General features: G+C 61.8%; 21 protein-coding genes. All 21 read left to right on the forward strand.

Going from position 1 to position 23,986, the window contains the following annotated elements; all coding sequences use genetic code 11:
* Positions 1 to 80 precede the first annotated feature (80 nt).
* Positions 81 to 605: a shikimate kinase gene (locus tag BPRO_RS03855; RefSeq protein WP_011481745.1), complete on the forward strand. Its 525-nt coding sequence runs from the start codon at positions 81 to 83 to the stop codon at positions 603 to 605.
* 95 nt (positions 606 to 700) lie between these two features.
* Positions 701 to 1,816 carry a 3-dehydroquinate synthase gene (gene aroB / locus BPRO_RS03860; protein WP_041388327.1) on the forward strand — a complete coding sequence of 372 codons (1,116 nt, stop codon included), beginning with the start codon at positions 701 to 703 and terminating at the stop codon, positions 1,814 to 1,816.
* A gap of 66 nt (positions 1,817 to 1,882) precedes the next feature.
* Positions 1,883 to 3,082, forward strand: coding sequence for a deoxyguanosinetriphosphate triphosphohydrolase (locus tag BPRO_RS03865; RefSeq protein ID WP_011481747.1), 1,200 nt, complete (start codon positions 1,883 to 1,885; stop codon positions 3,080 to 3,082).
* 337 nt (positions 3,083 to 3,419) lie between these two features.
* Complete coding sequence (locus BPRO_RS03870; RefSeq protein WP_232291487.1) at positions 3,420 to 4,463, forward strand: ABC transporter substrate-binding protein; 1,044 nt, start codon at positions 3,420 to 3,422, stop codon at positions 4,461 to 4,463.
* A 120-nt stretch (positions 4,464 to 4,583) separates the two neighbouring features.
* Complete coding sequence (locus tag BPRO_RS03875; RefSeq protein WP_011481749.1) at positions 4,584 to 5,282, forward strand: transposase; 699 nt, start codon at positions 4,584 to 4,586, stop codon at positions 5,280 to 5,282.
* Positions 5,283 to 5,514: 232 nt separating this feature from the next.
* On the forward strand, positions 5,515 to 10,257 hold the full coding sequence (locus tag BPRO_RS03880) for a glutamate synthase-related protein (protein WP_011481750.1): 4,743 nt from the start codon (positions 5,515 to 5,517) through the stop codon (positions 10,255 to 10,257).
* Positions 10,258 to 10,313: 56 nt separating this feature from the next.
* Positions 10,314 to 11,780, forward strand: a complete 1,467-nt coding sequence (locus BPRO_RS03885) for a glutamate synthase subunit beta (RefSeq protein WP_011481751.1) — start codon at positions 10,314 to 10,316, stop codon at positions 11,778 to 11,780.
* Positions 11,781 to 12,162: 382 nt separating this feature from the next.
* A complete protein-coding gene (locus BPRO_RS03890; RefSeq protein WP_011481752.1) occupies positions 12,163 to 13,011 on the forward strand; it encodes an ABC transporter ATP-binding protein in 849 nt (282 codons plus the stop codon).
* Positions 13,008 to 13,802 (forward strand): lipid asymmetry maintenance ABC transporter permease subunit MlaE, encoded by a 795-nt coding sequence (mlaE, locus tag BPRO_RS03895; RefSeq protein ID WP_011481753.1) that lies wholly within the window; start codon positions 13,008 to 13,010, stop codon positions 13,800 to 13,802. Before BPRO_RS03890 ends, mlaE begins: the two co-directional genes overlap by 4 nt.
* 83 nt (positions 13,803 to 13,885) lie before the next feature.
* Entirely contained in the window at positions 13,886 to 14,392 is a 507-nt protein-coding gene (gene mlaD, locus BPRO_RS03900) for an outer membrane lipid asymmetry maintenance protein MlaD (protein WP_011481754.1), read from the forward strand.
* 32 nt (positions 14,393 to 14,424) lie between these two features.
* On the forward strand, positions 14,425 to 15,189 hold the full coding sequence (locus BPRO_RS03905; protein WP_157045718.1) for an MlaA family lipoprotein: 765 nt from the start codon (positions 14,425 to 14,427) through the stop codon (positions 15,187 to 15,189).
* A gap of 177 nt (positions 15,190 to 15,366) precedes the next feature.
* A complete protein-coding gene (locus BPRO_RS03910) occupies positions 15,367 to 16,002 on the forward strand; it encodes an MlaC/ttg2D family ABC transporter substrate-binding protein (RefSeq protein WP_011481756.1) in 636 nt (211 codons plus the stop codon).
* A 14-nt stretch (positions 16,003 to 16,016) separates the two neighbouring features.
* Complete coding sequence (locus BPRO_RS03915; protein ID WP_011481757.1) at positions 16,017 to 16,286, forward strand: STAS domain-containing protein; 270 nt, start codon at positions 16,017 to 16,019, stop codon at positions 16,284 to 16,286.
* A 205-nt stretch (positions 16,287 to 16,491) separates the two neighbouring features.
* Entirely contained in the window at positions 16,492 to 17,451 is a 960-nt protein-coding gene (locus tag BPRO_RS03920; protein ID WP_011481758.1) for an ABC transporter ATP-binding protein, read from the forward strand.
* A 187-nt stretch (positions 17,452 to 17,638) separates the two neighbouring features.
* Complete coding sequence (locus BPRO_RS03925) at positions 17,639 to 18,394, forward strand: ABC transporter permease (protein WP_011481759.1); 756 nt, start codon at positions 17,639 to 17,641, stop codon at positions 18,392 to 18,394.
* A gap of 178 nt (positions 18,395 to 18,572) precedes the next feature.
* A complete protein-coding gene (locus BPRO_RS03930) occupies positions 18,573 to 18,830 on the forward strand; it encodes a BolA family protein (protein WP_011481760.1) in 258 nt (85 codons plus the stop codon).
* Between the two features lie 6 nt (positions 18,831 to 18,836).
* Positions 18,837 to 20,111, forward strand: coding sequence for a UDP-N-acetylglucosamine 1-carboxyvinyltransferase (gene murA, locus BPRO_RS03935; RefSeq protein ID WP_011481761.1), 1,275 nt, complete (start codon positions 18,837 to 18,839; stop codon positions 20,109 to 20,111).
* 168 nt (positions 20,112 to 20,279) lie between these two features.
* Positions 20,280 to 20,918: an ATP phosphoribosyltransferase gene (gene hisG, locus BPRO_RS03940; protein ID WP_041389206.1), complete on the forward strand. Its 639-nt coding sequence runs from the start codon at positions 20,280 to 20,282 to the stop codon at positions 20,916 to 20,918.
* 15 nt (positions 20,919 to 20,933) lie between these two features.
* Positions 20,934 to 22,277 carry a histidinol dehydrogenase gene (gene hisD / locus BPRO_RS03945; protein WP_011481763.1) on the forward strand — a complete coding sequence of 448 codons (1,344 nt, stop codon included), beginning with the start codon at positions 20,934 to 20,936 and terminating at the stop codon, positions 22,275 to 22,277.
* Entirely contained in the window at positions 22,274 to 23,350 is a 1,077-nt protein-coding gene (gene hisC, locus BPRO_RS03950; RefSeq protein ID WP_011481764.1) for a histidinol-phosphate transaminase, read from the forward strand. Before hisD ends, hisC begins: the two co-directional genes overlap by 4 nt.
* The gene (gene hisB / locus BPRO_RS03955; RefSeq protein ID WP_011481765.1) at positions 23,347 to 23,967 is read left to right on the forward strand and encodes an imidazoleglycerol-phosphate dehydratase HisB; all 621 of its coding nucleotides are present in this window, start codon (positions 23,347 to 23,349) and stop codon (positions 23,965 to 23,967) included. The genes hisC and hisB overlap by 4 nt, the downstream gene beginning before the upstream one ends.
* Positions 23,968 to 23,986 lie beyond the last annotated feature (19 nt).

Here is a 23,986-nt window from a genome sequence, read left to right on the forward strand (position 1 = left end):
GCACGCCCCGATTTCGGGGGTGTTTTCATTCTGATGCCCGCGGCGCTGGCATACTGCGTATCCAAGTGAATGCAAACCTGTTGAAAATAGCCTGTGTGGGCCTGCCGGGATCGGGAAAGTCCACGGTGGGCAGGCAGCTTGCCCGCAGGCTGGGTTTGCCATTCGTTGATTCAGACCAGGTCATAGAGCAGCGTATCGGCTGCTCCATTCGCGAGTTTTTTGAGCGTGAGGGCGAGGCTTCATTCCGTGATCTTGAACAGCTGGTCATCGATGAGTTGACCCAAGGAGGGGCCTGTGTGCTCTCCACCGGCGGCGGTAGCGTGCTCCGCCCTGTGAACCGCGAGCATTTGCGGGGGCGGGCGCAGGTCGTATATTTGCATTCGGCGCCGGAAGAGGTTTTTCGGCGCTTGCGGCATGACCAGAACCGGCCGCTGCTTCAGGTCGCTGATCCACTGGCCCGATTGCGCGATCTTTACATCGCACGCGATCCGCTGTATCGGGAAACCGCCCAATTCGTGATTGAAACCGGCCGTCCTTCGGTGTCCACCCTGGTGAACATGATCCTCATGCAGCTGGAACTGGCGGGCGTGGTTCCTGCGCCTTAGCCTGGTGTCACCTGCCAGGCTCGGGCTGCTGCGGTAACGAAGCAATGACCGGGAGAGACCCCCAAGGATCGTGGAGTGCCTCTACACTTGCGCTTATGCAAGCAAACACTTCCCCTGCTGTGGCGCGGGTTCATATCCATCTGGCCGAGCGCAGCTATCCGATAGTCATCGGTGCGGGCCTGCTGGGCAGTGCGTCGACCTACGAGCAATTGCCCAAGGCCACGACGGCGCTTATCGTCTCCAATACCACTGTCGCTCCCCTCTATGCGGCTCCGCTCGCCCACGCCCTCCGAACGCGCTACCAGAAGGTCTTGCAGGTGACCTTGCCCGATGGCGAGGACCATAAAGACTGGCCCACGCTACAGCTGATTTTTGACGCGCTGCTGGGAAATGGTTGTGATCGTAAAACCGTGCTGTTTGCGCTGGGCGGTGGGGTCGTCGGCGACATGACGGGTTTTGCCGCCGCAAGCTACATGCGCGGCGTGCCCTTCGTGCAGGTGCCTACAACCCTGCTGGCCCAGGTGGATTCATCGGTAGGCGGCAAGACAGCCATCAACCACCCACTGGGGAAAAACATGATCGGCGCGTTCTATCAGCCGCTCCAGGTCGTGTGCGACCTGGACGCTCTCGCCACGCTGCCGCCGCGCGAACTGAGCGCGGGCCTGGCCGAGATCATCAAATACGGGCCGATCGCCGACATGGTGTTTCTCGACTGGATTGAAGGCCACCTCGAGGCCTTGATGAGCAAGGACCCGGCCGCACTGGCGCATGCCATTCAGCGCAGCTGCGAGATCAAGGCCTGGGTGGTGGGGCAGGACGAACGCGAATCCGGCTTGCGGGCGATCTTGAATTTCGGCCACACTTTTGGCCACGCGATTGAGTCGGGGCTGGGCTATGGGGTGTGGCTGCACGGCGAGGGCGTGGGCTGCGGCATGGTGATGGCGGCGCATTTGTCACAGCGCCTGGGCTTGGTCGACATGGCTTTTGTCGATCGCCTGACAGGACTTGTCCTGCGTGCCGGCCTGCCCGTCAAGGGGCCTGTGCTGTCCGCCACTGACAATGCCGGCCGTTATCTGGAGCTGATGCGCGTCGATAAAAAATCCGAGGCCGGTGAAATCCGCTTCGTGGTGATTGATGGGCCTGGCAAGGCGGCGGTGCGTGGCGCACCCGATGCGCTGGTGCGCGAAGTCATCGATGCCTGTTGTGCGTGATGGGCGATGGGGCCGGTAAATGTTGCCGATTTCATGAAGGCTGGAAGCTGTCTGGATGAGTGAGTCATGAGTGCTGCGGCCTATGCTTGTGATCCGGCGCTGTCGCGCGGCCGGCGCTACCCCGAGCCTGCGGCGCCGACGCGCTCCGAGTTCCAGCGCGACCGCGACCGGATTGTGCATTCCACGGCGTTTCGCCGCCTGGTCTATAAAACTCAGGTATTTCTGAACCACGAGGGCGATCTCTTCCGCACGCGCCTGACCCATTCGCTGGAGGTCGCGCAGTTGGGGCGCTCGATCGCCCGTACCCTGCGGCTCAACGAAGATCTGGTCGAGGCGATCGCCCTGGCGCACGACCTGGGTCATACGCCGTTCGGCCATGCCGGCCAGGATGCGCTGAACCAATGCCTGAAGGCCCACAACCCACAGAGCGCCGGCTTCGAGCACAACCTGCAGAGCCTGCGGGTTGTGGACACGCTGGAAGAGCGCTATCCCGCCTACAACGGTCTGAACCTGACGTTTGAGACACGCGAAGGGATTTTGAAGCACTGTTCAAGGCGCAACGCCCGCCAGATCGAGGCGCGTGAGCCCGGTGGCGTCGCCCGGCGCTTCATCTCGCCGGCCTCCATGGAGCCCCGATGGCTGCAGCCCAGCCTGGAAGCCCAGCTGGCCAATCTTGCGGATGAAATTGCCTACAACGCCCACGATATCGATGATGGGGTCCGTTCAGGCTTGCTCACCCTGGAGCAACTCGAGGAGGTGGCGCTGTTCAGCCAGTTTCGCCGCGAGACAGGTCTGGCGCATCCGGGCCTGCTGGGTCGCCGCCTCCTGTTTGAAGCCATACGGCGCATGCTCAGTGCGCAGGTCTACGACGTCATTGAGGCGACGCGGACAGCCTTGCAGGCCGCCGCGCCGGCTGACGTGGAGGCGGTGCGCCAGCATCCCCCGCTGGTCTGTTTTACCGATGAAATGGCGGCGCAGTCCGCCTCCCTCAAACGATTCCTGCTGCAAAATTTATACCGGCATCCACAGGTGGTGCACACCACCCAGGCGGCCCAGCAAGTGGTTCGCGATTTGTTCGAGGCGTATATGGCCGACCCGGCGCAGATGCCGCAGGCGCATATCGACCGTGCAGCCGGGATTGACATGCCCCATTCCGCCGGCGCAAAAGCCGAACGTGTGGTGGCTGATTACATCGCCGGCATGACGGATCGCTTCGCCGCCAGGGAACATGAGCGTCTCAAAGGGCGTGCCATTTTTCCGGTGTGACAGCACTTCTTCAGGCCGCTGCCCAGCCGGGCAGGCAGATTCGATAGCCCGTTGTCGGCGAGGACGCCGCGAAGTACACGCATAGCCTTATGTCGTGACGGCATTGAGCGGGCCGGCTTTGGATGCTTTCCCGCATTACGCTGCACCGGTGGCCAAATTTGTGGCGGGCATCCGTTGCAGCGCAGGCATCAAACCTGCTTGGTTGCCTCGTATCTCGAAAGGTGTTGTGATGGTTCCCAATCGGCGTCAATTAATTCTGGGTAGCGTGTGCGCGGGTGCCTTGGTGGCAAGTCCCGCGCTTCGGGCACAAACTGCCAAAACTGCGCGCAGGGTGGTCGTGGGCCAGTCCGTGCCGCTGACGGGCGCGGCAGACCAGATCGGGCTGGCTTACCTCAACGGCGCGAAAATTTGCTTCGATGCCATCAATGCGAAAAACGGTGCGGGCGGCTACAAGATCGACGTCAAGGCGCTGGATGATGGCTACGACCCTGCCAGAGCTGCCAACAATGCCAGGCAGCTGATGGATCAAGGCGTTGACGCGCTGTTCGGTTTTGCCGGCACGGCCAGTTGCGATGCCGCCTTTGCCGTGGCAAAGCCGGCGGGGGCCCTGTTTTTTGCCCCCTTTGCCGCCTCCGATGCGCTGCATGATCCTGCCCTCGGCAATGTGTTCCATGTGCGGCCAGCCCTGGCGGATGAGGCTTACAAGGTGGTGCGCCACTGTGCCACGCTGAACCAGGACCGCATCGCCGTGTTTGCCGAAGACGATGCCATGGGGCGCGCTGGCCTGGCTGCCATCAAGCAGGCGCTGGTCGACCTCAAGCGTCCACCGATCGTGGCCAGTGCGCTGTCGCCGGTCAATAGCGACAAGGTTGATGCGGCAGTGGCCCAGCTGCTCAAGGCAGAGCCCCAAGCCATCATACAGGTCAGCCTCTTCAATTCATCGGCCGCCTTCATCCGCAAAATGCGCCGGGCCGGCTATGGCGGCCAGTTCCTGAATTTTTCGGTGGTCGGCATAGACCCGCTTTTCAGTGCGCTGGGCAAAGAGATTGGCGGCATCGTCATTTCACAGGTGGTGCCTTCGCCGCGCAGCACCGGCACACCCATCATCAAGGAATACCTGGACGTGCTGAACCAGACCGACCAGACGCCCAGTTACGAAAGCGTGGAGGGCTACATCGCTGCCCGCACATTTGCCGAAGGCGTGCGCCGCAGTGTCTCGGGCGGTGGCAGGCCGGACCGTCCTGGCCTGCAAAAAGCCTTTGAATCCATGACGGACTATGACGTGGGTGGTTTTCGTATCAACCTGCGCGCCAAAAAGTATGAGTCCGTGCGTGCGATAGACCTGGTCAGCATCACGCCGGACGGCAAGGTCATTCGGTAACGCCCCGAAGGGGGAAGGGGGCTGCAAGCCCTGGTGATCAACATGGGATCCGGGATCTCCGGAGTCGTATTGAGGGTCAGATTCCAATTATCATGATGCACAACTCCAGACACTTCTCCCATGGCCCGTCTTCCCCGTCTCACGCTTGCCGGCTATCCCCATCACATTCTTCAGCGCGGCAACAACCAGCAGGCCATTTTTTCATCGGTGGCCGATTACCAGACGCTGCTGGCCCTGCTGGAAGAAAACGCCCGCAAATTTGGCGTGGCACTGCACGCCTATGTCTTGATGGGCAATCATTTCCATTTGCTGGCGACTCCGGCAAGCGCCGATGGCTTGCCCCAGATGATGCAGGCTGTGGGCCGGCGTTATGTACGCTATTTCAATGACAGCCAGGGACGCACCGGAACCCTGTGGGAAGGGCGTTACCGCTCGACCCTGATAGAGGCCGAGCGCTATCTGCTGCCCTGCATGGCCTATATCGACCTCAGTCCGGTACGGGCTGGGGTGGCAGGGGACCCCAAAGACTACCCCTGGTCTAGCCATGGCCATTACGCCGGTTTGCGGGCCGACAGGCTCGTGACGCCCCATCCGCTATTCTGGGCTCTGGGCAACACGCCGTTTGGGCGTGAAGTGGCTTACGCCGAATTGGTGCGCGAGGGCATCTCATCGGCGCAGCACGATGCACTGACCCGGTCAGTCCTCGGTGGCTGGGTGCTTGGAGGGGAGGGCTTTGTGGCTGACGTGCAAAAGCGGACCGAGCGCCGGGTTCAGAAAAACCGGGCCGGACGCCCACCCGGCAGGCCTGTACCCCGCTGAGCGCCGCCATGTCCACTTTTGAGGTGCTTTTCGGATGATTTTAATGTGTCCCTAATTACATTTAGATATACTTCTTTGGGATTTAATTGGAATCTGACCCCATTTAAAGTGCTTGGCATTGTTGTTGCAGTGCACTATGCTCTCAATCCCTGCAAAAAATTATGAACCTTGCGGAGGAGACGGTGCATGCCTGTCGCACGCCGCTCTTTTCCCACACCGACGAGGAATTGCCATGACCACGGCTGCTGAAATCAAACACTTTGAAGAACATGGCTTGTACTCCGGAGCCCATGAGCACGACGCTTGCGGGGTTGGATTCGTCGCTCACATCAAGGGGCACAAATCCCACGCCATTGTTCAGCAGGGCCTGAAAATTCTCGAGAACCTCGACCACCGTGGTGCGGTGGGCGCCGACAAATTGATGGGCGACGGCGCCGGCATCCTGATTCAGCTGCCAGATGCGCTGTACCGTGAAGAAATGGCAAAGCAGGGCGTCGCCTTGCCGCCGCCGGGCGAGTACGGCGTGGGCATGGTGTTTTTGCCGAAAGAGCATGCATCGCGCCTGGCTTGCGAGCAGGCGCTGGAACGCGCCGTCAAGGCGGAAGGCCAGGTGTTGCTGGGCTGGCGCGATGTGCCGGTCAACCGCGACATGCCCATGTCGCCGACCGTGCGCGAAAAAGAGCCCATCCTGCGCCAGATTTTCATCGGTCGCGGCAACGACGTGATCGTGCAGGATGCTCTCGAGCGCAAGCTGTATGTGATCCGCAAAACGGCCAGCGCCGCCATCCAGAACCTGCGCCTGACGCACAGCAAAGAATATTACGTGCCCAGCATGTCCAGCCGCACCGTGGTTTATAAAGGCCTGCTGCTGGCCGACCAAGTGGGTACTTACTACCGTGACCTGACCGACACCCGCTGCGTCTCCGCCCTCGGCCTGGTGCACCAGCGTTTTTCGACCAATACCTTCCCGGAGTGGCCGCTGGCTCACCCCTACCGGTATGTGGCGCACAACGGTGAGATCAACACCGTCAAGGGCAACTACAACTGGATGAAGGCGCGCGAGGGTGTGATGTCCTCGCCCGTGCTGGGTGCCGATTTGCAAAAGCTCTACCCCATCAGCTTCGCCGGCCAGTCAGATACCGCCACCTTTGACAACTGCCTGGAGTTGCTGACCATGGCGGGCTACCCGATCAGCCAAGCCGTGATGATGATGATCCCCGAGCCGTGGGAGCAGCACACCACCATGGACGAGCGTCGCAAGGCCTTCTATGAATACCATGCCGCGATGCTGGAACCGTGGGATGGCCCGGCCTCCATCGTGTTCACCGACGGCCGCCAGATTGGTGCCACGCTGGACCGCAATGGCCTGCGTCCTTCACGTTATTGCGTCACTGACGACGATCTGGTCATCATGGCCTCGGAATCCGGTGTGTTGCCGATTCCCGAGCACAAGATCGTGCGCAAGTGGCGCCTGCAGCCCGGCAAGATGTTCCTGATCGACCTCGAGCAGGGCCGCATGGTGGACGATGAGGAAATCAAGGCGACGCTGGCGCACAGCAAGCCCTACAAGCAGTGGATCGAGAACCTGCGCATCAAGCTCGATGACGTGTCTGGCAAGGTGCCCGCCGCGGCTGCCAGCGCCACGCCGGCCGACGCCGGGCTGACGCTGCTCGATCGCCAGCAGGCCTTCGGCTACACGCAGGAAGACATCAAGTTCCTGATGTCTCCGATGGCCACCAACGGCGAAGAAGCCACCGGCTCCATGGGCAACGACAGCCCGCTGGCCGTGCTGTCCAACAAGAACAAGCCGCTGTACAACTACTTCAAGCAGCTGTTCGCGCAGGTGACCAACCCGCCGATCGACCCGATCCGCGAAGCCATCGTGATGTCGCTGGTGTCCTTCATCGGCCCCAAGCCCAACCTGCTGGACATCAACCAGGTCAACCCGCCAATGCGGCTGGAAGTCAGCCAGCCCGTGCTCAACGTGGCCGACATGCAAAAGCTGCGCGACATCGAGGCGCACACCCAGGGCAAGTTCAAGAGCTATACGCTGGACATCACTTACCCGCTGGCTTGGGGCCACGAGGGCGTGGAGGCCAAGCTGGCTTCGCTGTGCGCCGAGGCGGTCGATGCGATCAAGGACGGCAAGAATATCCTGATCGTGAGCGACCGCGCCGTGAGCGCCGCGCAGGTGGCGATTCCGGCTTTGCTGGCGCTGTCCGCGATTCACCAGCACCTGGTGAAAGAGGGCCTGCGCACCACGGCCGGACTGGTGGTGGAAACCGGCTCGGCACGCGAGGTGCATCACTTCGCGGTGCTGGCAGGCTATGGCGCCGAGGCCGTTCACCCCTACCTCGCCATGGAAACCCTGGCCGAGCTGTCAAGGGGCCTGCCCGGCGACCTGAACACCGACAAGGCGGTCTATAACTACACCAAGGCGATTGGCAAGGGCCTGTCGAAGATCATGTCCAAGATGGGCGTGTCAACCTACATGAGCTACTGCGGTGCCCAGCTGTTTGAGGCGATCGGCCTGAACCGCGACACCGTGGCCAAATTCTTCAGCGGCACCGCCAGCCAGGTGGAAGGCATGGGCGTGTTCGAGATCGCCGAAGAAGCCCTGCGCATGCACAAGGCGGCGTTCAGCGATGACCCGGTGCTCGCCAACATGCTGGACGCCGGCGGCGAGTACGCCTGGCGCGTGCGCGGCGAGGACCACATGTGGACGCCAGACGCGATCGCCAAGCTTCAGCATTCGACGCGTTCCAACAACTGGAACACCTACAAGGAATATGCCCAGCTGATCAACGACCAGAACCGTCGCCACATGACCTTGCGCGGACTGTTCGAGTTCAGGATAGACCCGTCGAAAGCCATCCCGATCGACGAGGTCGAGCCGGCCAAGGAAATCGTCAAGCGTTTTGCGACCGGCGCGATGTCGCTCGGCTCGATCAGCACCGAAGCCCACGCCACGCTGGCCGTCGCGATGAACCGCATCGGCGGCAAGAGCAACACCGGCGAAGGCGGTGAGGATCCGAACCGCTATCGCCAGGAGCTCAAGGGCATTCCGATCAAGAAGGGTGAAACGCTCAAGAGTGTGATCGGTCCGAAACAGGTCGAGGTGGATCTTCCGCTGCAGGACGGCGACTCGCTGCGCTCGCGCATCAAGCAGGTCGCCTCGGGACGCTTCGGTGTCACGGCCGAATACCTGGTGTCGGCCGACCAGATCCAGATCAAGATGGCGCAGGGCGCCAAGCCCGGCGAGGGCGGCCAGTTGCCCGGTGGCAAGGTGAGCGACTACATCGGCCACCTGCGTTACTCCGTGCCCGGTGTCGGCCTGATTTCGCCACCGCCGCACCACGACATTTATTCCATCGAAGATCTGGCGCAACTGATTCACGATCTGAAGAACGTCAATCCGCGCGCCAGCATCAGCGTCAAGCTGGTCAGCGAAGTCGGTGTGGGCACGATTGCCGCGGGCGTGGCCAAGGCCAAGTCCGACCACGTGGTGATTGCCGGCCATGACGGCGGCACCGGCGCTTCGCCCTGGTCGTCCATCAAGCACGCCGGCTCTCCCTGGGAAATCGGCTTGGCCGAGACCCAGCAGACGCTGGTGCTCAACCGCCTGCGCGGGCGCATTCGCGTGCAGGCCGACGGCCAGATGAAAACCGGCCGCGACGTGGTCATTGGCGCCCTGCTGGGCGCCGATGAATTCGGCTTTGCCACCGCGCCGCTGGTGGTCGAGGGCTGCATCATGATGCGCAAGTGCCACCTGAACACCTGCCCGGTGGGTGTGGCCACGCAAGACCCGGTGCTGCGCCAGAAATTCAGCGGCAAGCCCGAGCATGTGGTCAATTATTTCTTCTTTGTGGCTGAAGAGGCGCGTCAGCTAATGGCTCAGCTGGGCGTGCGCAAGTTCGATGACCTGATTGGCCGTGCCGACCTGCTCGATACGCAAAAAGGCATTGAGCACTGGAAGGCGCGCGGCCTGGACTTCGGCCGCCTGTTCTACCAGCCCAATGTGCCGGCCGATGTGCCGCGTCTGCATGTGATGGAGCAGGACCACGCGCTGGGCAAGGCACTGGACATCCGCCTGATCGAGAAGTCAAAAGCCGCTCTGGAGAAAGGCGAGAAAGTGCAGTTCATCGAGGTGGCGCGCAACGTCAACCGCACCGTCGGCGCCATGCTGTCGGGCGAGCTGACGCGCCGCCATCCTGAAGGCCTGCCTGATGACACCCTGCGTATCCAGCTTGAGGGTACCGGTGGCCAGTCGTTTGGCGCTTTCCTCGCCAAGGGCATCACCCTGTACCTGATTGGCGATGCCAACGACTACACCGGCAAGGGTCTTTCCGGCGGCCGCATCGTGGTGCGACCGAGCATTGACTTCCGGGGTGAGTCGCATAAAAACACCATCGTCGGCAACACGGTGCTGTATGGCGCCACCACCGGCGAAGCGTTTTTCAGTGGCGTGGCCGGCGAGCGTTTTGCGGTGCGACTGTCGGGTGCCACGGCGGTGGTGGAAGGCACGGGCGACCATGGCTGCGAATACATGACCGGCGGCACGGTGGCGGTACTGGGCAAGACCGGCCGCAACTTCGCCGCCGGCATGAGCGGCGGTGTGGCCTATGTCTACGACGAAGACGGCTTGTTTGCAACGCGCTGCAACACCTCCATGGTGTCCATGGACCGGGTGGTGAGCACCGTCGAGCAGCACGCCCATGAATCGGACTGGCATGCCGGTGAGAGTGACGAGGAATTGCTCAAGCGCCTGCTGCAGGACCACAACCGCTGGACGGGCAGCAAACGCGCAAGGGAATTGCTCGACAACTGGAGCGAGGCGCGTCTGAAGTTTGTGAAAGTGTTCCCGAATGAGTACAAACGGGCGTTGATCGAGCGCAAGGAGCGCAGGCTCGAAGCTGCGACTGAAACCACCCGCTCGCAAGTGGCTACCAACCTGGAAACCGCGGCGGCCAAGTAAGGCCTGATCGCAGCAAACTTGTACTCATCACGATAACGGAACCGACAGGACTGATCATGGGAAAAATCACCGGCTTCATGGAATACCAGCGCATCGAGGAGGGCTACAAGCCTGTGCCCGAGCGCCTGAAAAACTACAAGGAGTTTGTCATCGGGCTGAACGATGCGCAGGCCGGCAAACAGGCGGCACGCTGCATGGACTGCGGCACGCCCTTTTGCAACAGCGGCTGCCCGGTCAACAACATCATTCCCGATTTCAATGACATGGTGTTTCGTGCCGACTGGAAAAACGCGATCGACACGTTGCACAGCACCAACAACTTTCCGGAGTTCACCGGCCGCATCTGCCCCGCGCCCTGCGAGGCTGCCTGCGTGCTGAATGTGAACAACGATCCGGTCGGCATCAAATCGATCGAGCATGCCATCATCGACCGTGCCTGGTCCGAAGGCTGGGTCAAGCCCGAGTTGCCCAAGCACAAAACCGGCAAAAAGGTGGCGGTGGTGGGCTCCGGCCCTGCCGGCATGGCCGCGGCACAGCAGCTGGCGCGCGCCGGCCATGATGTCACGCTGTTTGAGAAAAACGACCGTATCGGCGGCTTGCTGCGCTACGGCATTCCCGACTTCAAGATGGAGAAAATCCATATTGACCGCCGCGTCGAGCAGATGCGGGCCGAGGGTGTCACTTTCCGCGCCGGCGTGATGATCGGCAGCCTGCCCAAGGATTCCAAAGTCACGAACTGGGCCAAGGAAACGATATCGGCCGAGCAGTTGCAAAAGGACTTTGAGGCCATCATCCTGACGGGCGGCGCCGAGCAGTCGCGCGATTTGCCTGTGCCTGGCCGGGATCTGGACGGCGTGCATTTCGCCATGGAGTTCCTGCCGCAGCAGAACAAGATCAACGCGGGTGACAAGGTCAAGGGCCAGATCAGGGCCGACGGCAAGCATGTCATCGTGATTGGAGGCGGCGACACCGGGTCCGACTGCGTCGGCACCAGCAATCGCCACGGTGCGGCCAGCGTGACCCAGTTTGAACTGATGCCGCAGCCCCCCGAAGAGGAAAACCGCCCCATGACCTGGCCGTACTGGCCGATCAAGCTACGCACCAGTTCCAGCCACGAAGAAGGCTGCGAGCGCGAGTTCGCGATCTCCACCAAGGAGTTGATGGGGGAAAAAGGCAAGGTCACCGGCCTGAAAACCGTTCGCGTCGAATGGAAGGATGGCAGGATGGTCGAGGTGCCGGGGTCGGAGCAGACGCTCAAGGCCGACCTGGTGCTCCTGGCCATGGGCTTTGTCTCGCCGGTCGCTTCGGTCCTGGAGGCTTTCGGCGTCGAGAAAGACAACCGCGGCAACGCCAAGGCGGGCACTGACTTCACGGGCGGCTATGCCACCAATGTGCCCAAGGTGTTTGCGGCCGGCGACATCCGGCGCGGCCAAAGCCTGGTCGTGTGGGCGATTCGCGAAGGCCGCCAGGCCGCGCGCGCGGTCGACGAGTTCCTGATGGGTTACAGCGACTTGCCGCGCTAACTCATCAACGCCATCAATGGACCCTCGGGAATACGCTCCGGGGGCGGTTGAGGAAGACCCAGTGGAGCGTCGGCTGAATGGCAAGGCGTTGCATTGAGACCACTGTTTCGTGTGTGGCGGATGAGTCTGGAAGAGTCCGACGTGCCGGCGGGGGATCCCAAGCGTTCTCATTGCTACTAAAATAGTAGCAACAAACCCTTGTGATTTGTGGTTTGGATGGTATTTTCAACAGATGTTCTGCGGCGTGGCGCGGCAACCTATCCCGATCCCGTCTCCGGCAGGCCGCCAAGTGGCCGGCATGCGGCGGCCAATACAGGACAAACCCCGTATCATTAGGGCATTCCCTAGCACTGCCGACGCGCTCGTTGGCCTTTTCTTTTTCATGGCCGACATTTCCGCTTCATCGCTGGTTGAGTTCAAGGATGTGACCTTTTCCTATCCAGGCTCCGCAGGGGATCGGGTCATCCTTGACCGGGTCACCCTGTCGGTGCCGCGGGGCAAGGTCACGGCGCTGATGGGTGCTTCGGGCGGCGGCAAGACCACCGTGTTGCGCCTGATCGGCGGACAGCAAAAAGCCAGTCAGGGCGAGGTCCTGTTCGACGGCAAAAGCATTGACCGGTTGGCGCAGTCCGAACTCTATGAGGCCAGGCGCCGCATGGGCATGCTGTTCCAGTTTGGTGCGCTGTTCACGGATTTGAGCGTGTTTGACAATGTCGCCTTTCCCTTGCGTGAACATACTGCGCTGAATGACGAATTGATTCGGGACATCGTGCTGATGAAGCTCAATGCGGTGGGACTGCGCGGTGCGCGCGATCTGATGCCCAGCGAAGTTTCCGGAGGAATGGCCCGGCGTGTGGCGTTGGCGCGCGCCATCGTGCTCGACCCCGAACTCATCATGTATGACGAGCCCTTTGCCGGACTGGACCCCATTTCTCTGGGCACGGCAGCACAGCTGATTCGCCAGCTCAACGACACGCTGGGGATCACCAGCATTGTGGTGTCCCACGACCTGGAAGAAACCTTTCACATCGCCGACAAGGTCATCATCCTGGCCAATGGCGGCATTGCCGCAGAGGGCACGCCCGACGAGGTCCGCAATTCCACCGACCCGCTGGTCCATCAGTTTGTCAACGCACAGAGCGAAGGTCCCGTGAAATTCCATTACCCCGGCCCGGACGTCGCCACCGATTTCGGACGGCAGGCTACAGCACGCCGGAGGGCTCGCTCATGAGCCCTTACAGCCCCGTCCGCATGCTTTCCAATCTGGGTTTCGGCACGCGCAGCCAGCTGGCCGAGCTTGGCCATGCCGCGCGCCTGATGTCGCGCCTGCTGGCGCTGACGGGTCCGGCGCTGGCCCGTTTTGGCCTGGTGCGTGACCAGATTTTCTTTCTCGGCAATTATTCGCTGGCCATCATCACGGTATCCGGTCTTTTTGTGGGTTTTGTGCTCGGCCTGCAGGGCTACTACACGCTGCAGCGTTATGGCTCCTCGGAGGCCCTGGGCTTGCTGGTGGCGCTTAGCCTGGTGCGAGAACTGGGCCCTGTGGTCACGGCCTTGCTGTTTGCCGGCCGTGCCGGTACCTCGCTGACTGCAGAAATCGGCCTGATGAAAGCTGGTGAACAGCTATCGGCCATGGAAATGATGGCCGTTGATCCGGTGCGTCGCATCCTCGCGCCCCGGTTCTGGGGTGGGGTGATCGCCATGCCGCTGCTGGCTGCGGTATTCAGTGCTGTCGGCATCATCGGGGGCTGGGTGGTCGGCGTGGTGATGATCGGTGTCGATGCGGGTTCTTTCTGGAGCCAGATGCAGGCCGGCGTGGATGTCTGGCGCGACGTTGGCAACGGTGTGATCAAAAGTTTTGTATTTGGTGTGACTGTCACTTTTGTGGCGCTGCACCAGGGGTTTGAAGCGCAACCTACGCCGGAAGGCGTGTCGCGCGCCACCACCCGCACCGTGGTGGTGGCGTCGCTGGCTGTGCTTGGACTGGACTTCTTGTTGACCGCCTGGATGTTCAGCCTTTAAGGCGGGACGCGCACCTTATGAATCCAACCATGCGAAAATTCATCCCCTTTGCCGGCGCAGGTTTGGGTCATTGAAGGAAAAAAATGCAACGTTCAAAAAACGACGTGTGGGTTGGACTGTTTGTCCTGATCGGTGGCGCCGCCATGCTGTTTCTGGCGCTCAAATCGGCCAACCTGCTGACCCTGAGTTTTGACACCTCATACCGCGTTACGGCAAAGTTCGACAATATTGGTGGTCTCAAACCACGCGCGGCCGTGAAAAGTGCGGGCGTTGTTGTCGGCCGGGTTGAAAATATCACTTTTGACGACAAGTCCTACCAGGCCAGTGTTCATCTGGCCATGGAAAGCCGCTATGCCTTTCCCAAGGACAGTTCGCTGAAAATACTGACCAGCGGTTTGCTGGGCGAGCAATACATCGGCGTGGAGGCCGGTGGGGATGAGAAAAACCTGGCGGCGGGGGATGTGATCAAGCAGACCCAGTCAGCCGTGGTGCTTGAAAGTCTGATCAGCCAGTTTTTGTATAGCAAAGCGGCGGACAGCAGTTCTGGATCAGGGGCTGCGCCGTCACCAGGGACGCCAGAAAAAAAATGACGACGCGAACGATATCAACGACACAAAACACGATGAAGCGGTCCCTGTGGTGGGCGGCTGCAGCCTTGGCGCTGGCGCTGCTGCAGGGTTGCGCAACCGGACCGAATGCCAACCCGGCCGATCCACTGGAGCCGTTCAACCGGGCGATGTTCAACTTCAACGACGGTGTCGACCGCGCCCTCGTCAAGCCGGTAGCGACAGCTTACCGGGACGTCACACCCGCGCCCATCCGCACCGCCGTCAACAGTTTTTTTGGCAATATTTCCGATGTCTGGTCGATGGTCAACAATGTGCTGCAGGCCAAGCCTGTAGAGGCCACCGACAGCCTTTTCCGCATCACGGTCAATACATTGTGGGGCCTGGGCGGTATTTTTGATGTGGCCAGCGACTTGGGGATTCCCAAGCACAGCGAGGATTTTGGCCAGACCCTGGGATATTGGGGTGTCGCCTCCGGTCCCTATGTGGTGCTGCCACTGCTGGGGCCCTCCACCGTGCGCGATTCCGTGGGCTCGCTGGTGGATGTGCAGGGAGATCTGGTGAGCCGGACGAATGATGTATCGGTGCGCAACTCCATGATCGTGCTGCGCGCGGTGGATCTGCGGGCCAACCTGCTGGGCACGGGCGCCCTGCTGGACGAGGCTGCGCTTGATAGATACAGTTTTGCTCGTGATGTCTATCTGCAGCGCCGTCGCAGCCTGATTCGCGGTGCGGCAGCCGAGACAGAAGAGCGCTACGACCTGCCAGAGGCCCCGGCGGCGCAGTCATCCAATGCATCTGCTTCGGCGCCTGCCAATTAGAGGGAAAAAGAGAAAGAGCCTTTGTAAACAAAATTTACAAGACTGCTGTACAACTTCACCCTTAGCCCCGAACAAACCCGGAAAATAGCCGTTGAATCACTGTTTGGCAGAAGTGGATATGCATGAATTGCCGTGCAGATCGCTGTCAGGCACGTGTTTCGTTACCGAAGGAAAACCATGAACCGTAGAACCCTTGGCCAACTGTTGACCGCCACCCTCAGCCTGGCTCTGCTCACGTCTGCTTCTTTCGTTCGCGCTGCCGACGAAGCCCCTGATGCGCTGATCAAACGCGTCTCGACAGAGGTACTGGACAGCATCAAGGCTGACAAGTCCGTGCAGGCCGGCGACATGAGCAAGGTGATCTCGCTGGTTGACAGCAAGATCATGCCCAATGTGAACTTCACGCGCATGACGGCCTCCGCCGTCGGGCGCAACTGGCGCCAGGCCACCCCCGAGCAGAAAGCCCGTCTGCAGGACGAATTCAAGATCTTGCTGATCCGCACCTATTCCGGTGCCCTGTCTCAGGTCAGGGATCAGACGCTCAGCGTCAAGCCCTTGCGCGCAGAAGCGGCCGATACCGAGGTGACCGTGCGCACGGAAGTGCTTGGACGCGGCGACCCGATTCAGCTGGACTACCGCATGGAAAAAACCGCTTCCGGCTGGAAAATTTATGACCTCAACGTCCTCGGCGTGTGGCTGGTGGAAACCTATCGCACCCAGTTCGCCCAGGAAATCAGCGCCAAGGGCGTGGATGGGCTGATCGCGTCGCTGGCCCAGCGCAACAAGTCCAACGCAAGCGAGAAGAAGTCCTGAACGTGTCATCCGCCATGGTGACCCTGCCTGCCGTGCTGACGCATGCCGTGGCCGCTGGGTTCACGGACGGCCTGAAGCAGGCCGTCCTGTCCCAGCCGGGGGAAGTGGTGGCCGACGCCAGTGCGCTGCAGGAGTTTGACTCTTCGGCACTGGCGGTATTGCTGGCTTGCCGGCGCGAGGCGCTGGCCGCCGGCAAGGCGTTCGCGGTGCGCGGCGCGCCTGCGCGGCTGGGCCAGCTGGCCCGGCTTTACGGCGTAGCAGACCTGATTCCTGCCGCAGCCTGATTCCATTTCCAAATCAAACGTGCACTTTGTCGGCCCGCCTTGCCGTGCTATAGCACTGTCTGCGGCGAGCCTTCGCGTTCACGCTTGATTTGGAAACGGAATGAGGCCGGGTTTTCCGGTTTTCTGCGGGTGCTTCGTGCACCGCGCGGGGCCTTCCACCGGTCGGGCGTCTGAAAAAAGCATCAGCCCTTAAAATGAGGGGCTCATGCCAGCTATTTCATTCCAGTCCGTCTCCAAAACCTACTCATCCGCGCGAAATCAGACCGGCCCTGTGGTGCGGGCGCTTGACAATGTGAGCTTTGACATCCAGCAAGGTGAGTTTTTTGGTTTGCTGGGTCCCAACGGGGCTGGAAAGACCACACTTATCAGCATTCTGGCTGGCCTCTCGCGGGCCAGCAGCGGTACTGTCAAGGTGCATGACTGCGATGTCGTGACCGATTACGCCAATGCGCGGCGCAAGCTCGGCGTCGTGCCGCAGGAACTGGTGTTTGACCCCTTTTTCACGGTGCGGGAAGCGCTGCGCATCCAGTCGGGCTATTTCGGCATCAAGCATAACGACGCCTGGATTGACGAGCTGCTGGCCAGCCTCGGACTGGCCGACAAGGCCAATGCCAATATGCGTCAGCTGTCGGGCGGCATGAAGCGCCGTGTGCTGGTGGCGCAGGCCCTGGTCCACAAGCCGCCGGTGATCGTGCTCGACGAGCCTACGGCCGGGGTTGACGTGGAGCTGCGCCAGACCCTCTGGCAATTCATCGCCAAACTCAACAGGCAGGGCTCCACCGTGTTGCTGACCACGCACTACCTGGAAGAGGCCGAGGCTCTGTGCAGCCGCATCGCCATGCTCAAGCAGGGGCGGGTGGTGGCGCTGGCGCCGACCTCGGAGCTGCTCGAGGCGGCCTCGTCAAATGTCCTGCGCTTCAAGATTGACAGCGAGTTGCCGCCGCAACTGGCGAGCCAGGCCAGAATCACCGGCCGCATCGTGCAGTTTCCGGCCAACAGCGCCCATGAAATCGAACAATACCTGGCGGCCATTCGCCAGGCCGGGCTGGTGGCCCACGATGTGGAGATACGCAAGGCCGACCTCGAAGATGTGTTTCTCGATGTGATGGCAGAAAAAGTCGTGGAAGAGCCTGTCGAACTGAGCCTGACGGGAGTCGCAACATGAACACCATGAGAGGCGAAGCGTCTCGCAAGCCGCGGCCTGCATGGCCTCGGGAGCTACACGCAGTGAGCGGCCATGGGGGCTCTCCAACCCAGCAGGGGCCGCGGAACCGGCTTTGCCGGGCCGCAGGCGCAGCGGCCCCCTCGGGGGGCAGCGCAGTACACGCAGTGACAAGCGTGGGGGCCTCAATATGACCGGCTGGCAAACCCTTTTTTACAAGGAAGTCCTGCGCTTCTGGAAGGTCGGCTTCCAGACGGTGGGCGCGCCGGTGCTGACCGCGGTGCTCTACATGCTGATTTTTGGCCACGTGCTGCAGGACCAGGTGAAGGTGTACGACCAGGTGAGTTACACCGCCTTTCTGGTGCCTGGCCTGGTGATGATGAGCGTGCTGCAAAACGCCTTCGCCAACAGCTCGTCGTCGCTGATCCAGAGCAAGATCATGGGCAGCCTGGTGTTTGTGCTGCTGACACCGCTGTCGCACTGGCACTGGTTTTTTGCCTATGTGGGCTCGTCGATCGCACGCGGCCTGCTGGTGGGCATGGGCGTGTTTGCCGTCACCGTTTTTTTTGGTCAGCCCGGCTTTGTGGCGCCGTGGTGGATCGTGCTGTTTTCGGTGCTGGGCGCGGCCATGCTGGGTGCCCTGGGTGTGATCGCGGGGCTATGGTCTGAAAAATTTGACCAGATGGCGGCTTTCCAGAATTTCGTCATCATGCCCATGACTTTCCTGAGCGGCGTGTTTTACTCGATCCATTCACTGCCGCCGTTCTGGCAAAAGGTCAGCCACCTGAACCCGTTCTTTTACATGATTGACGGTTTCCGCTACGGATTTTTCGGGGTCAGCGATGTGTCGCCCTGGCTGAGTCTGGGCATCGTGCTGGTTGCGCTGGCCATCGTCAGTGCTGTCGCGGTCAATATGCTGCGCACCGGCTACAAAATCAGGCACTAGAAATATGGCCCCCACGCTTTTCACTTCGTGTAATGCGCTGCCCCCCGAGGGGGCCGCTGCGCCTGCGGTCTGGCAAAGCCAGTCCCGCGGCCCCTGCTGGGATGAAGAGCGCCCACGCTTGCTCACTGCGTGTAGCTCTCGAGGCCTTGCACTGCGAACTCTTTTTTGAAACCTTGTTATGACCAGCGAAGAACTCCAAACCATCATTGCCGCAGGCCTGCCCTGTGAACACATCGAGCTCTCGGGCGACGGCCGGCACTGGTATGCCACTATTGTTTCCAGTGCGTTCGAGGGCCTGCGCCTGATCCAGCGTCACCAGCGCGTGTATGCGACGCTGGGCGGGCGCCTGCAGACCGATGAAGTGCATGCGCTGTCCATGAAAACCTACACGCCCGCGGAGTGGGCGGCCAACAACGCAAACCAAGCAGCAGACTGACAACGCATGGACAAACTACTCATCAAGGGCGGCAGATCGCTCGCCGGCACCGTCGATATCTCGGGCGCCAAGAATGCCGCCCTCCCGGAACTGTGCGCGGCGCTGCTCACGGCCGACACTGTGACGCTGGAGAACGTGCCGCGCCTGCAGGACGTGGCCACCATGCTCAAGCTGATCCGCAACATGGGCGTGGAAGCCGAACGCGGCACCCATGCGCCGGGAACCGTCACCCTCCATGCCGGCGCCTTGAGCTCGCCCGAAGCGCCCTATGAATTGGTGAAGACCATGCGCGCCTCCGTGCTGGCGCTGGGCCCGCTGCTGGCGCGCTTTGGCGAAGCCACGGTGTCGCTGCCCGGTGGCTGCGCCATTGGCTCGCGGCCGGTAGACCAGCACATCAAGGGCCTGCAGGCCATGGGCGCCGAGATCGTGGTCGAGCACGGCTACATGATTGCCAAACTTCCTGCGGGTCAAAAGCGCCTCAAGGGTGTCAGCATCACCACCGACATGGTGACCGTCACCGGCACGGAAAACTTCCTGATGGCCGCCAGCCTGGCCGAAGGCGAAACGATTCTGGAAAACGCCGCGCAGGAGCCCGAGATCGGCGACCTGGCTGACATGCTCATCAAGATGGGCGCGAAGATCGAAGGCCACGGCACGCGCCGCATCCGCATCCAGGGCGTGGAGCGCCTGCATGGCTGTACCCACCAGGTGGTGGCCGACCGCATTGAAACCGGCACCTTTCTGTGCGCGGTGGCCGCGGCGGGCGGCGATGTGGTGCTCCGGCATGGCCGGGCCGACCACCTCGATGCGGTCATCGACAAGCTGCGCGAAGCGGGCGCCACCATCACGGCCGGCGAGGGATTCATCCGCATCCAGGCGCAGGGCCGCATGAAGGCCCAGTCCTTCCGTACCACGGAATATCCGGGTTTTCCCACCGACATGCAGGCCCAGTTCATGGCGCTCAACGCCATTGCACAGGGCAGCAGCACGGTCACCGAAACGATTTTTGAAAACCGCTTCATGCACGTCAACGAGATGGTGCGCCTGGGTGCGAAGATCCAGATCGAAGGCAAGGCGGCCGTCATGGAAGGCGTTGAAAAACTTTCGGGCGCCACCGTCATGGCCACCGATCTGCGGGCTTCCGCCAGCCTGGTGATTGCCGGCCTGGTGGCCGAAGGCGAAACCCTGGTGGACCGGATTTACCACCTGGACCGCGGCTACGACCAGATGGAGGCCAAATTGCGCGGCATCGGTGCAGACATAGAACGGGTAAGGGCATGAGCCCCCACGCTTGTCGCTTCGCGTACTACGCTGCCCCCCGAGGGGGCCGCCCGCCTGCAGTCCGGCGAAGCCGGCCCTGCGGCTTGAACTTGGCAAGGCGGGACGATGCTGTCGCCCATCGGCTTTTTTGCGTCCCTTTTCTTGTCCCTTTTCTTTGAAGGCATCACCGTGATCACGCTCGCACTTTCCAAAGGCCGCATCTTCGACGACATCCTGCCGCTGCTCAGAAGCGCCGGGATCGAAGTGCTCGACGACCCTGAAAAATCACGCAAGCTGATCCTGCGGACCAACCAGCCCGATCTGCGCGTGGTACTGGTGCGTGCCACCGATGTGCCGACCTATGTGCAGTATGGCGGCGCGGACATTGGCGTGGTTGGCAAGGACACTCTGCTGGAGTCCGGCAGCCAGGGCCTGTACCAGCCGCTGGACCTGCAAATCGCCCGGTGCCGCATCAGCGTGGCCGTGCGCGAAGGTTTTGACTATGCGGCTGCCGTGAAGCAGGGCTCGCGGCTGAAAGTGGCGACCAAGTACGTGGCCATTGCCCGCGACTTCTTTGCCTCCAAGGGTGTGCACGTCGACCTGATCAAGCTTTACGGCAGCATGGAGCTGGCGCCGCTCACCGGCCTGGCCGACGCCATCGTCGACCTGGTTTCCACCGGCAGCACGCTCAAGGCCAACCACCTGATCGAGGTCGAGCGCATCATGGACATCAGCTCGCACCTGGTGGTCAACCAGACCGCCCTCAAACTCAAGCAGGCGCCCATCCGCAGGCTGATTGACGCCTTGTCCTTGGCCATCACGCAATAGTCCGCAAAGAATGCTATGAATTTAGTAGCCAACCCCGTACGCCTTTCGACCGCTTCCAGCACATTCGATGCTGAATTCAAGGCGCGCCTGCACTGGTCTGCCGATACCGATGCGGCCATCGAACAGCGGGTGGCTGACATCCTCCTGGACGTGCAGCGGCGCGGCGATACGGCTGTGCTCGAGTACACCGCGCGTTTTGACGGCCTGAGCGTCTCGGCCATGAGTGCGCTGGAGCTCAGCCAGGCCGAGCTGAAGGCCGCGTTTGATGCGATTCCTGCCGCCCAGCGCGCTGCCTTGCAGGCTGCGGCCCGCCGGGTGCGCAGCTACCACGAGGCCCAGAAGAAGGCCAATGGTGAAGGCTGGAGCTACCGTGATGAAGACGGCACCCTGCTCGGCCAGAAGGTCACACCGCTGGACCGCGTCGGCATCTATGTGCCGGGTGGCAAGGCGGCTTACCCCTCATCGGTGCTGATGAACGCCATTCCGGCCCACGTGGCCGGTGTGGGCGAAATCATCATGGTGGTGCCCACACCCAAGGGCGAGAAGAACCCGCTGGTTCTGGCCGCTGCCTATGTGGCCGGCGTGACGCGCGCCTTCACCATTGGCGGCGCGCAGGCCGTGGCTGCGCTGGCCTACGGTACCTCGACCATTCCCGCGGTCGACAAGATCACCGGCCCCGGCAATGCCTACGTGGCCGCGGCCAAGCGCCGCGTCTTCGGCACGGTGGGCATCGACATGATTGCCGGCCCTTCCGAAATCCTGGTGCTGGCCGACGGCAGCACCCCCGTCGACTGGGTGGCCATGGATTTGTTCAGCCAGGCCGAGCACGATGAACTGGCGCAAAGCATTTTGCTGTGTCCGGATGCGGCCTACATCGACCAGGTGCACGAGGCCCTCAACCGCCTGCTGCCTGCCATGCCGCGCGCCGAGATCATTGCCAAATCGCTCAACGGCCGGGGTGTGCTGATCCATACCCGCAGCATGGAAGAGGCCTGCGCCCTCAGCAACCGCATTGCGCCCGAGCACCTGGAAGTCTCCAGCAGCCAGCCGCATGAATGGGAGCCGCTGCTCAAGCACGCCGGCGCCATCTTCCTCGGCGCCTACACCAGCGAGTCGCTGGGCGACTACTGCGCCGGCCCCAACCACGTGCTGCCCACCAGCGGCACGGCACGCTTTTCCAGCCCGCTGGGCGTGTATGACTTCCAGAAACGCTCCAGCCTGATCGAAGTGAGCGAGCAGGGTGCCCAGACACTGGGCAGGATTGCCGCTGAACTGGCCTACGGCGAAGGTCTGCAGGCGCATGCCCGCGCCGCCGAGATGCGCCTGCACACCGTACCCGATATGAAAGTGACCAAATGACCGCGCTGGACCCGAAGTTCAAACAGCTGATTCGCCAGGACGTGCAGTCCATGCATGCCTATGCCATTCAGGACTCCGTTGGCATGGTCAAGCTCGATGCAATGGAGAACCCGTATCGGCTGCCGGCCGCGTTGCAGGCCCATCTCGGGCAGCGGCTGGGCGCGCTGGCGCTGAATCGCTACCCTGACGGCCGCGTCAACGACCTGCGCCAGGCCCTGGCAGACTACGCCCGGATGCCAGAAGGCTTTGACATCATGCTGGGCAACGGCTCGGACGAGCTGATTTCGCTGCTGGCCATGGCCTGCGACGTGCCGGGCGGCTCCATCCTGGCGCCGCTGCCGGGCTTTGTGATGTACGGCATGAGCGCACAGCTGCAGGGCCTCAAGTTCACGGGTGTGCCGCTCACGGCTGACTTTGAGCTCGACGAAGCCGCCATGCTGGCCGCCATCGCCGAGCACCGGCCGTCCATCATTTACCTGGCCTACCCGAACAACCCCACCGCCAACCTGTGGGACGATACCGTCATTGAGAAAATCATCACCGCAGCGCCCGGTCTGGTGGTGATGGACGAGGCCTACCAGCCGTTTTCCAGCAAAAGCTATATCGACCGCATTGCCAGGCACAGCCATGTGCTGCTGATGCGCACCCTCAGCAAGTTTGGGCTGGCCGGCGTGCGCATTGGCTACATGATGGGCCCGAAGGCCCTGATTGCCGAGATCGACAAGGTGCGCCCGCCCTACAACATCAGTGTGCTCAATTACGAGTGCGCGCTGTTTGCGCTGGAGCACCGGGAAGTGTTCGCCGAGCAGGCCGCGGCCGTGGTCGCGCAGCGCACCATGCTGCTGGACGCGCTGGCGGCCATGAAGGGCGTCAAGGCCTGGAAAAGCGACGCCAACATGATCCTGGTGCGGGTCCCGGATGCGGCCAAAACCTTTGAAGGCATGAAGTCGCGCCATGTGCTGGTCAAAAACGTTTCTAAAATGCATCCATTGCTGGCCAATTGTTTGCGCCTGACCGTCGGCACCGCGGACGAGAATACGCAAATGCTGGCGGCGCTTGAAAAATCCCTATGACCACCCCTTCCACTGCTCCGACCCCGGCCCCGCGCAAGGCGGAAGTCTCGCGCAACACCGCCGAGACCCAGATCACCGTCAAGCTCAACCTGGACGGCACGGGCAAAGCCAGCCTGTCGACGGGCATCGGCTTTTTCGACCACATGCTGGACCAGATCGCCCGCCACGGCCTGATCGACCTGGACATCCAGGCCAAGGGCGACCTGCACATTGATGGCCACCACACGGTGGAAGACGTCGGCATCACCTTCGGACAGGCCGTGGCCCAGGCCGTCGGCGACAAAAAAGGCCTGCGCCGCTATGGCCACGCCTATGTGCCGCTGGACGAGGCCCTATCGCGCGTGGTGATCGATTTCTCGGGCCGCCCCGGCCTGGAAATGCATGTGCCCTTCAAGAGCGGCATGATAGGTACCTTTGACAGCCAGCTCGCCTATGAATTCTTCCAGGGTTTTGCCAACCATGCGTTTGTGACGCTGCACATTGACAACCTGCGTGGCGACAACGCCCATCATCAGGCCGAAACCGTGTTCAAGGCGTTTGCGCGGGCGCTGCGCATGGCGCTGGAAATCGACCCGCGGTCGGCAGGCGTGATTCCGTCGACCAAGGGCTCGCTGTAGGTGCCGGTGCGCCATGGAT

The sequence above is a fragment of the Polaromonas sp. JS666 genome (assembly GCF_000013865.1).
Taxonomy (GTDB): Bacteria; Pseudomonadota; Gammaproteobacteria; order Burkholderiales; family Burkholderiaceae_C; genus Polaromonas.

Bases quoted from the DNA above. Each gene is read 5' to 3' on its own strand.
- aroB (WP_041388327.1), top strand. From the start codon at position 701: ATGCAAGCAAACACTTCCCCTGCTGTGGCGCGGGTTCATATCCATCTG.
- BPRO_RS03865 (WP_011481747.1), top strand. From the start codon at position 1,883: ATGAGTGCTGCGGCCTATGCTTGTGATCCGGCGCTGTCGCGCGGCCGG.
- BPRO_RS03875 (WP_011481749.1), top strand. From the start codon at position 4,584: ATGGCCCGTCTTCCCCGTCTCACGCTTGCCGGCTATCCCCATCACATT.
- BPRO_RS03880 (WP_011481750.1), top strand. From the start codon at position 5,515: ATGACCACGGCTGCTGAAATCAAACACTTTGAAGAACATGGCTTGTAC.
- BPRO_RS03885 (WP_011481751.1), top strand. From the start codon at position 10,314: ATGGGAAAAATCACCGGCTTCATGGAATACCAGCGCATCGAGGAGGGC.
- BPRO_RS03890 (WP_011481752.1), top strand. From the start codon at position 12,163: ATGGCCGACATTTCCGCTTCATCGCTGGTTGAGTTCAAGGATGTGACC.
- mlaE (WP_011481753.1), top strand. From the start codon at position 13,008: ATGAGCCCTTACAGCCCCGTCCGCATGCTTTCCAATCTGGGTTTCGGC.
- mlaD (WP_011481754.1), top strand. From the start codon at position 13,886: ATGCAACGTTCAAAAAACGACGTGTGGGTTGGACTGTTTGTCCTGATC.
- BPRO_RS03905 (WP_157045718.1), top strand. From the start codon at position 14,425: ATGAAGCGGTCCCTGTGGTGGGCGGCTGCAGCCTTGGCGCTGGCGCTG.
- BPRO_RS03910 (WP_011481756.1), top strand. From the start codon at position 15,367: ATGAACCGTAGAACCCTTGGCCAACTGTTGACCGCCACCCTCAGCCTG.
- BPRO_RS03915 (WP_011481757.1), top strand. From the start codon at position 16,017: ATGGTGACCCTGCCTGCCGTGCTGACGCATGCCGTGGCCGCTGGGTTC.
- BPRO_RS03920 (WP_011481758.1), top strand. From the start codon at position 16,492: ATGCCAGCTATTTCATTCCAGTCCGTCTCCAAAACCTACTCATCCGCG.
- BPRO_RS03925 (WP_011481759.1), top strand. From the start codon at position 17,639: ATGACCGGCTGGCAAACCCTTTTTTACAAGGAAGTCCTGCGCTTCTGG.
- BPRO_RS03930 (WP_011481760.1), top strand. From the start codon at position 18,573: ATGACCAGCGAAGAACTCCAAACCATCATTGCCGCAGGCCTGCCCTGT.
- murA (WP_011481761.1), top strand. From the start codon at position 18,837: ATGGACAAACTACTCATCAAGGGCGGCAGATCGCTCGCCGGCACCGTC.
- hisD (WP_011481763.1), top strand. From the start codon at position 20,934: ATGAATTTAGTAGCCAACCCCGTACGCCTTTCGACCGCTTCCAGCACA.
- hisC (WP_011481764.1), top strand. From the start codon at position 22,274: ATGACCGCGCTGGACCCGAAGTTCAAACAGCTGATTCGCCAGGACGTG.
- hisB (WP_011481765.1), top strand. From the start codon at position 23,347: ATGACCACCCCTTCCACTGCTCCGACCCCGGCCCCGCGCAAGGCGGAA.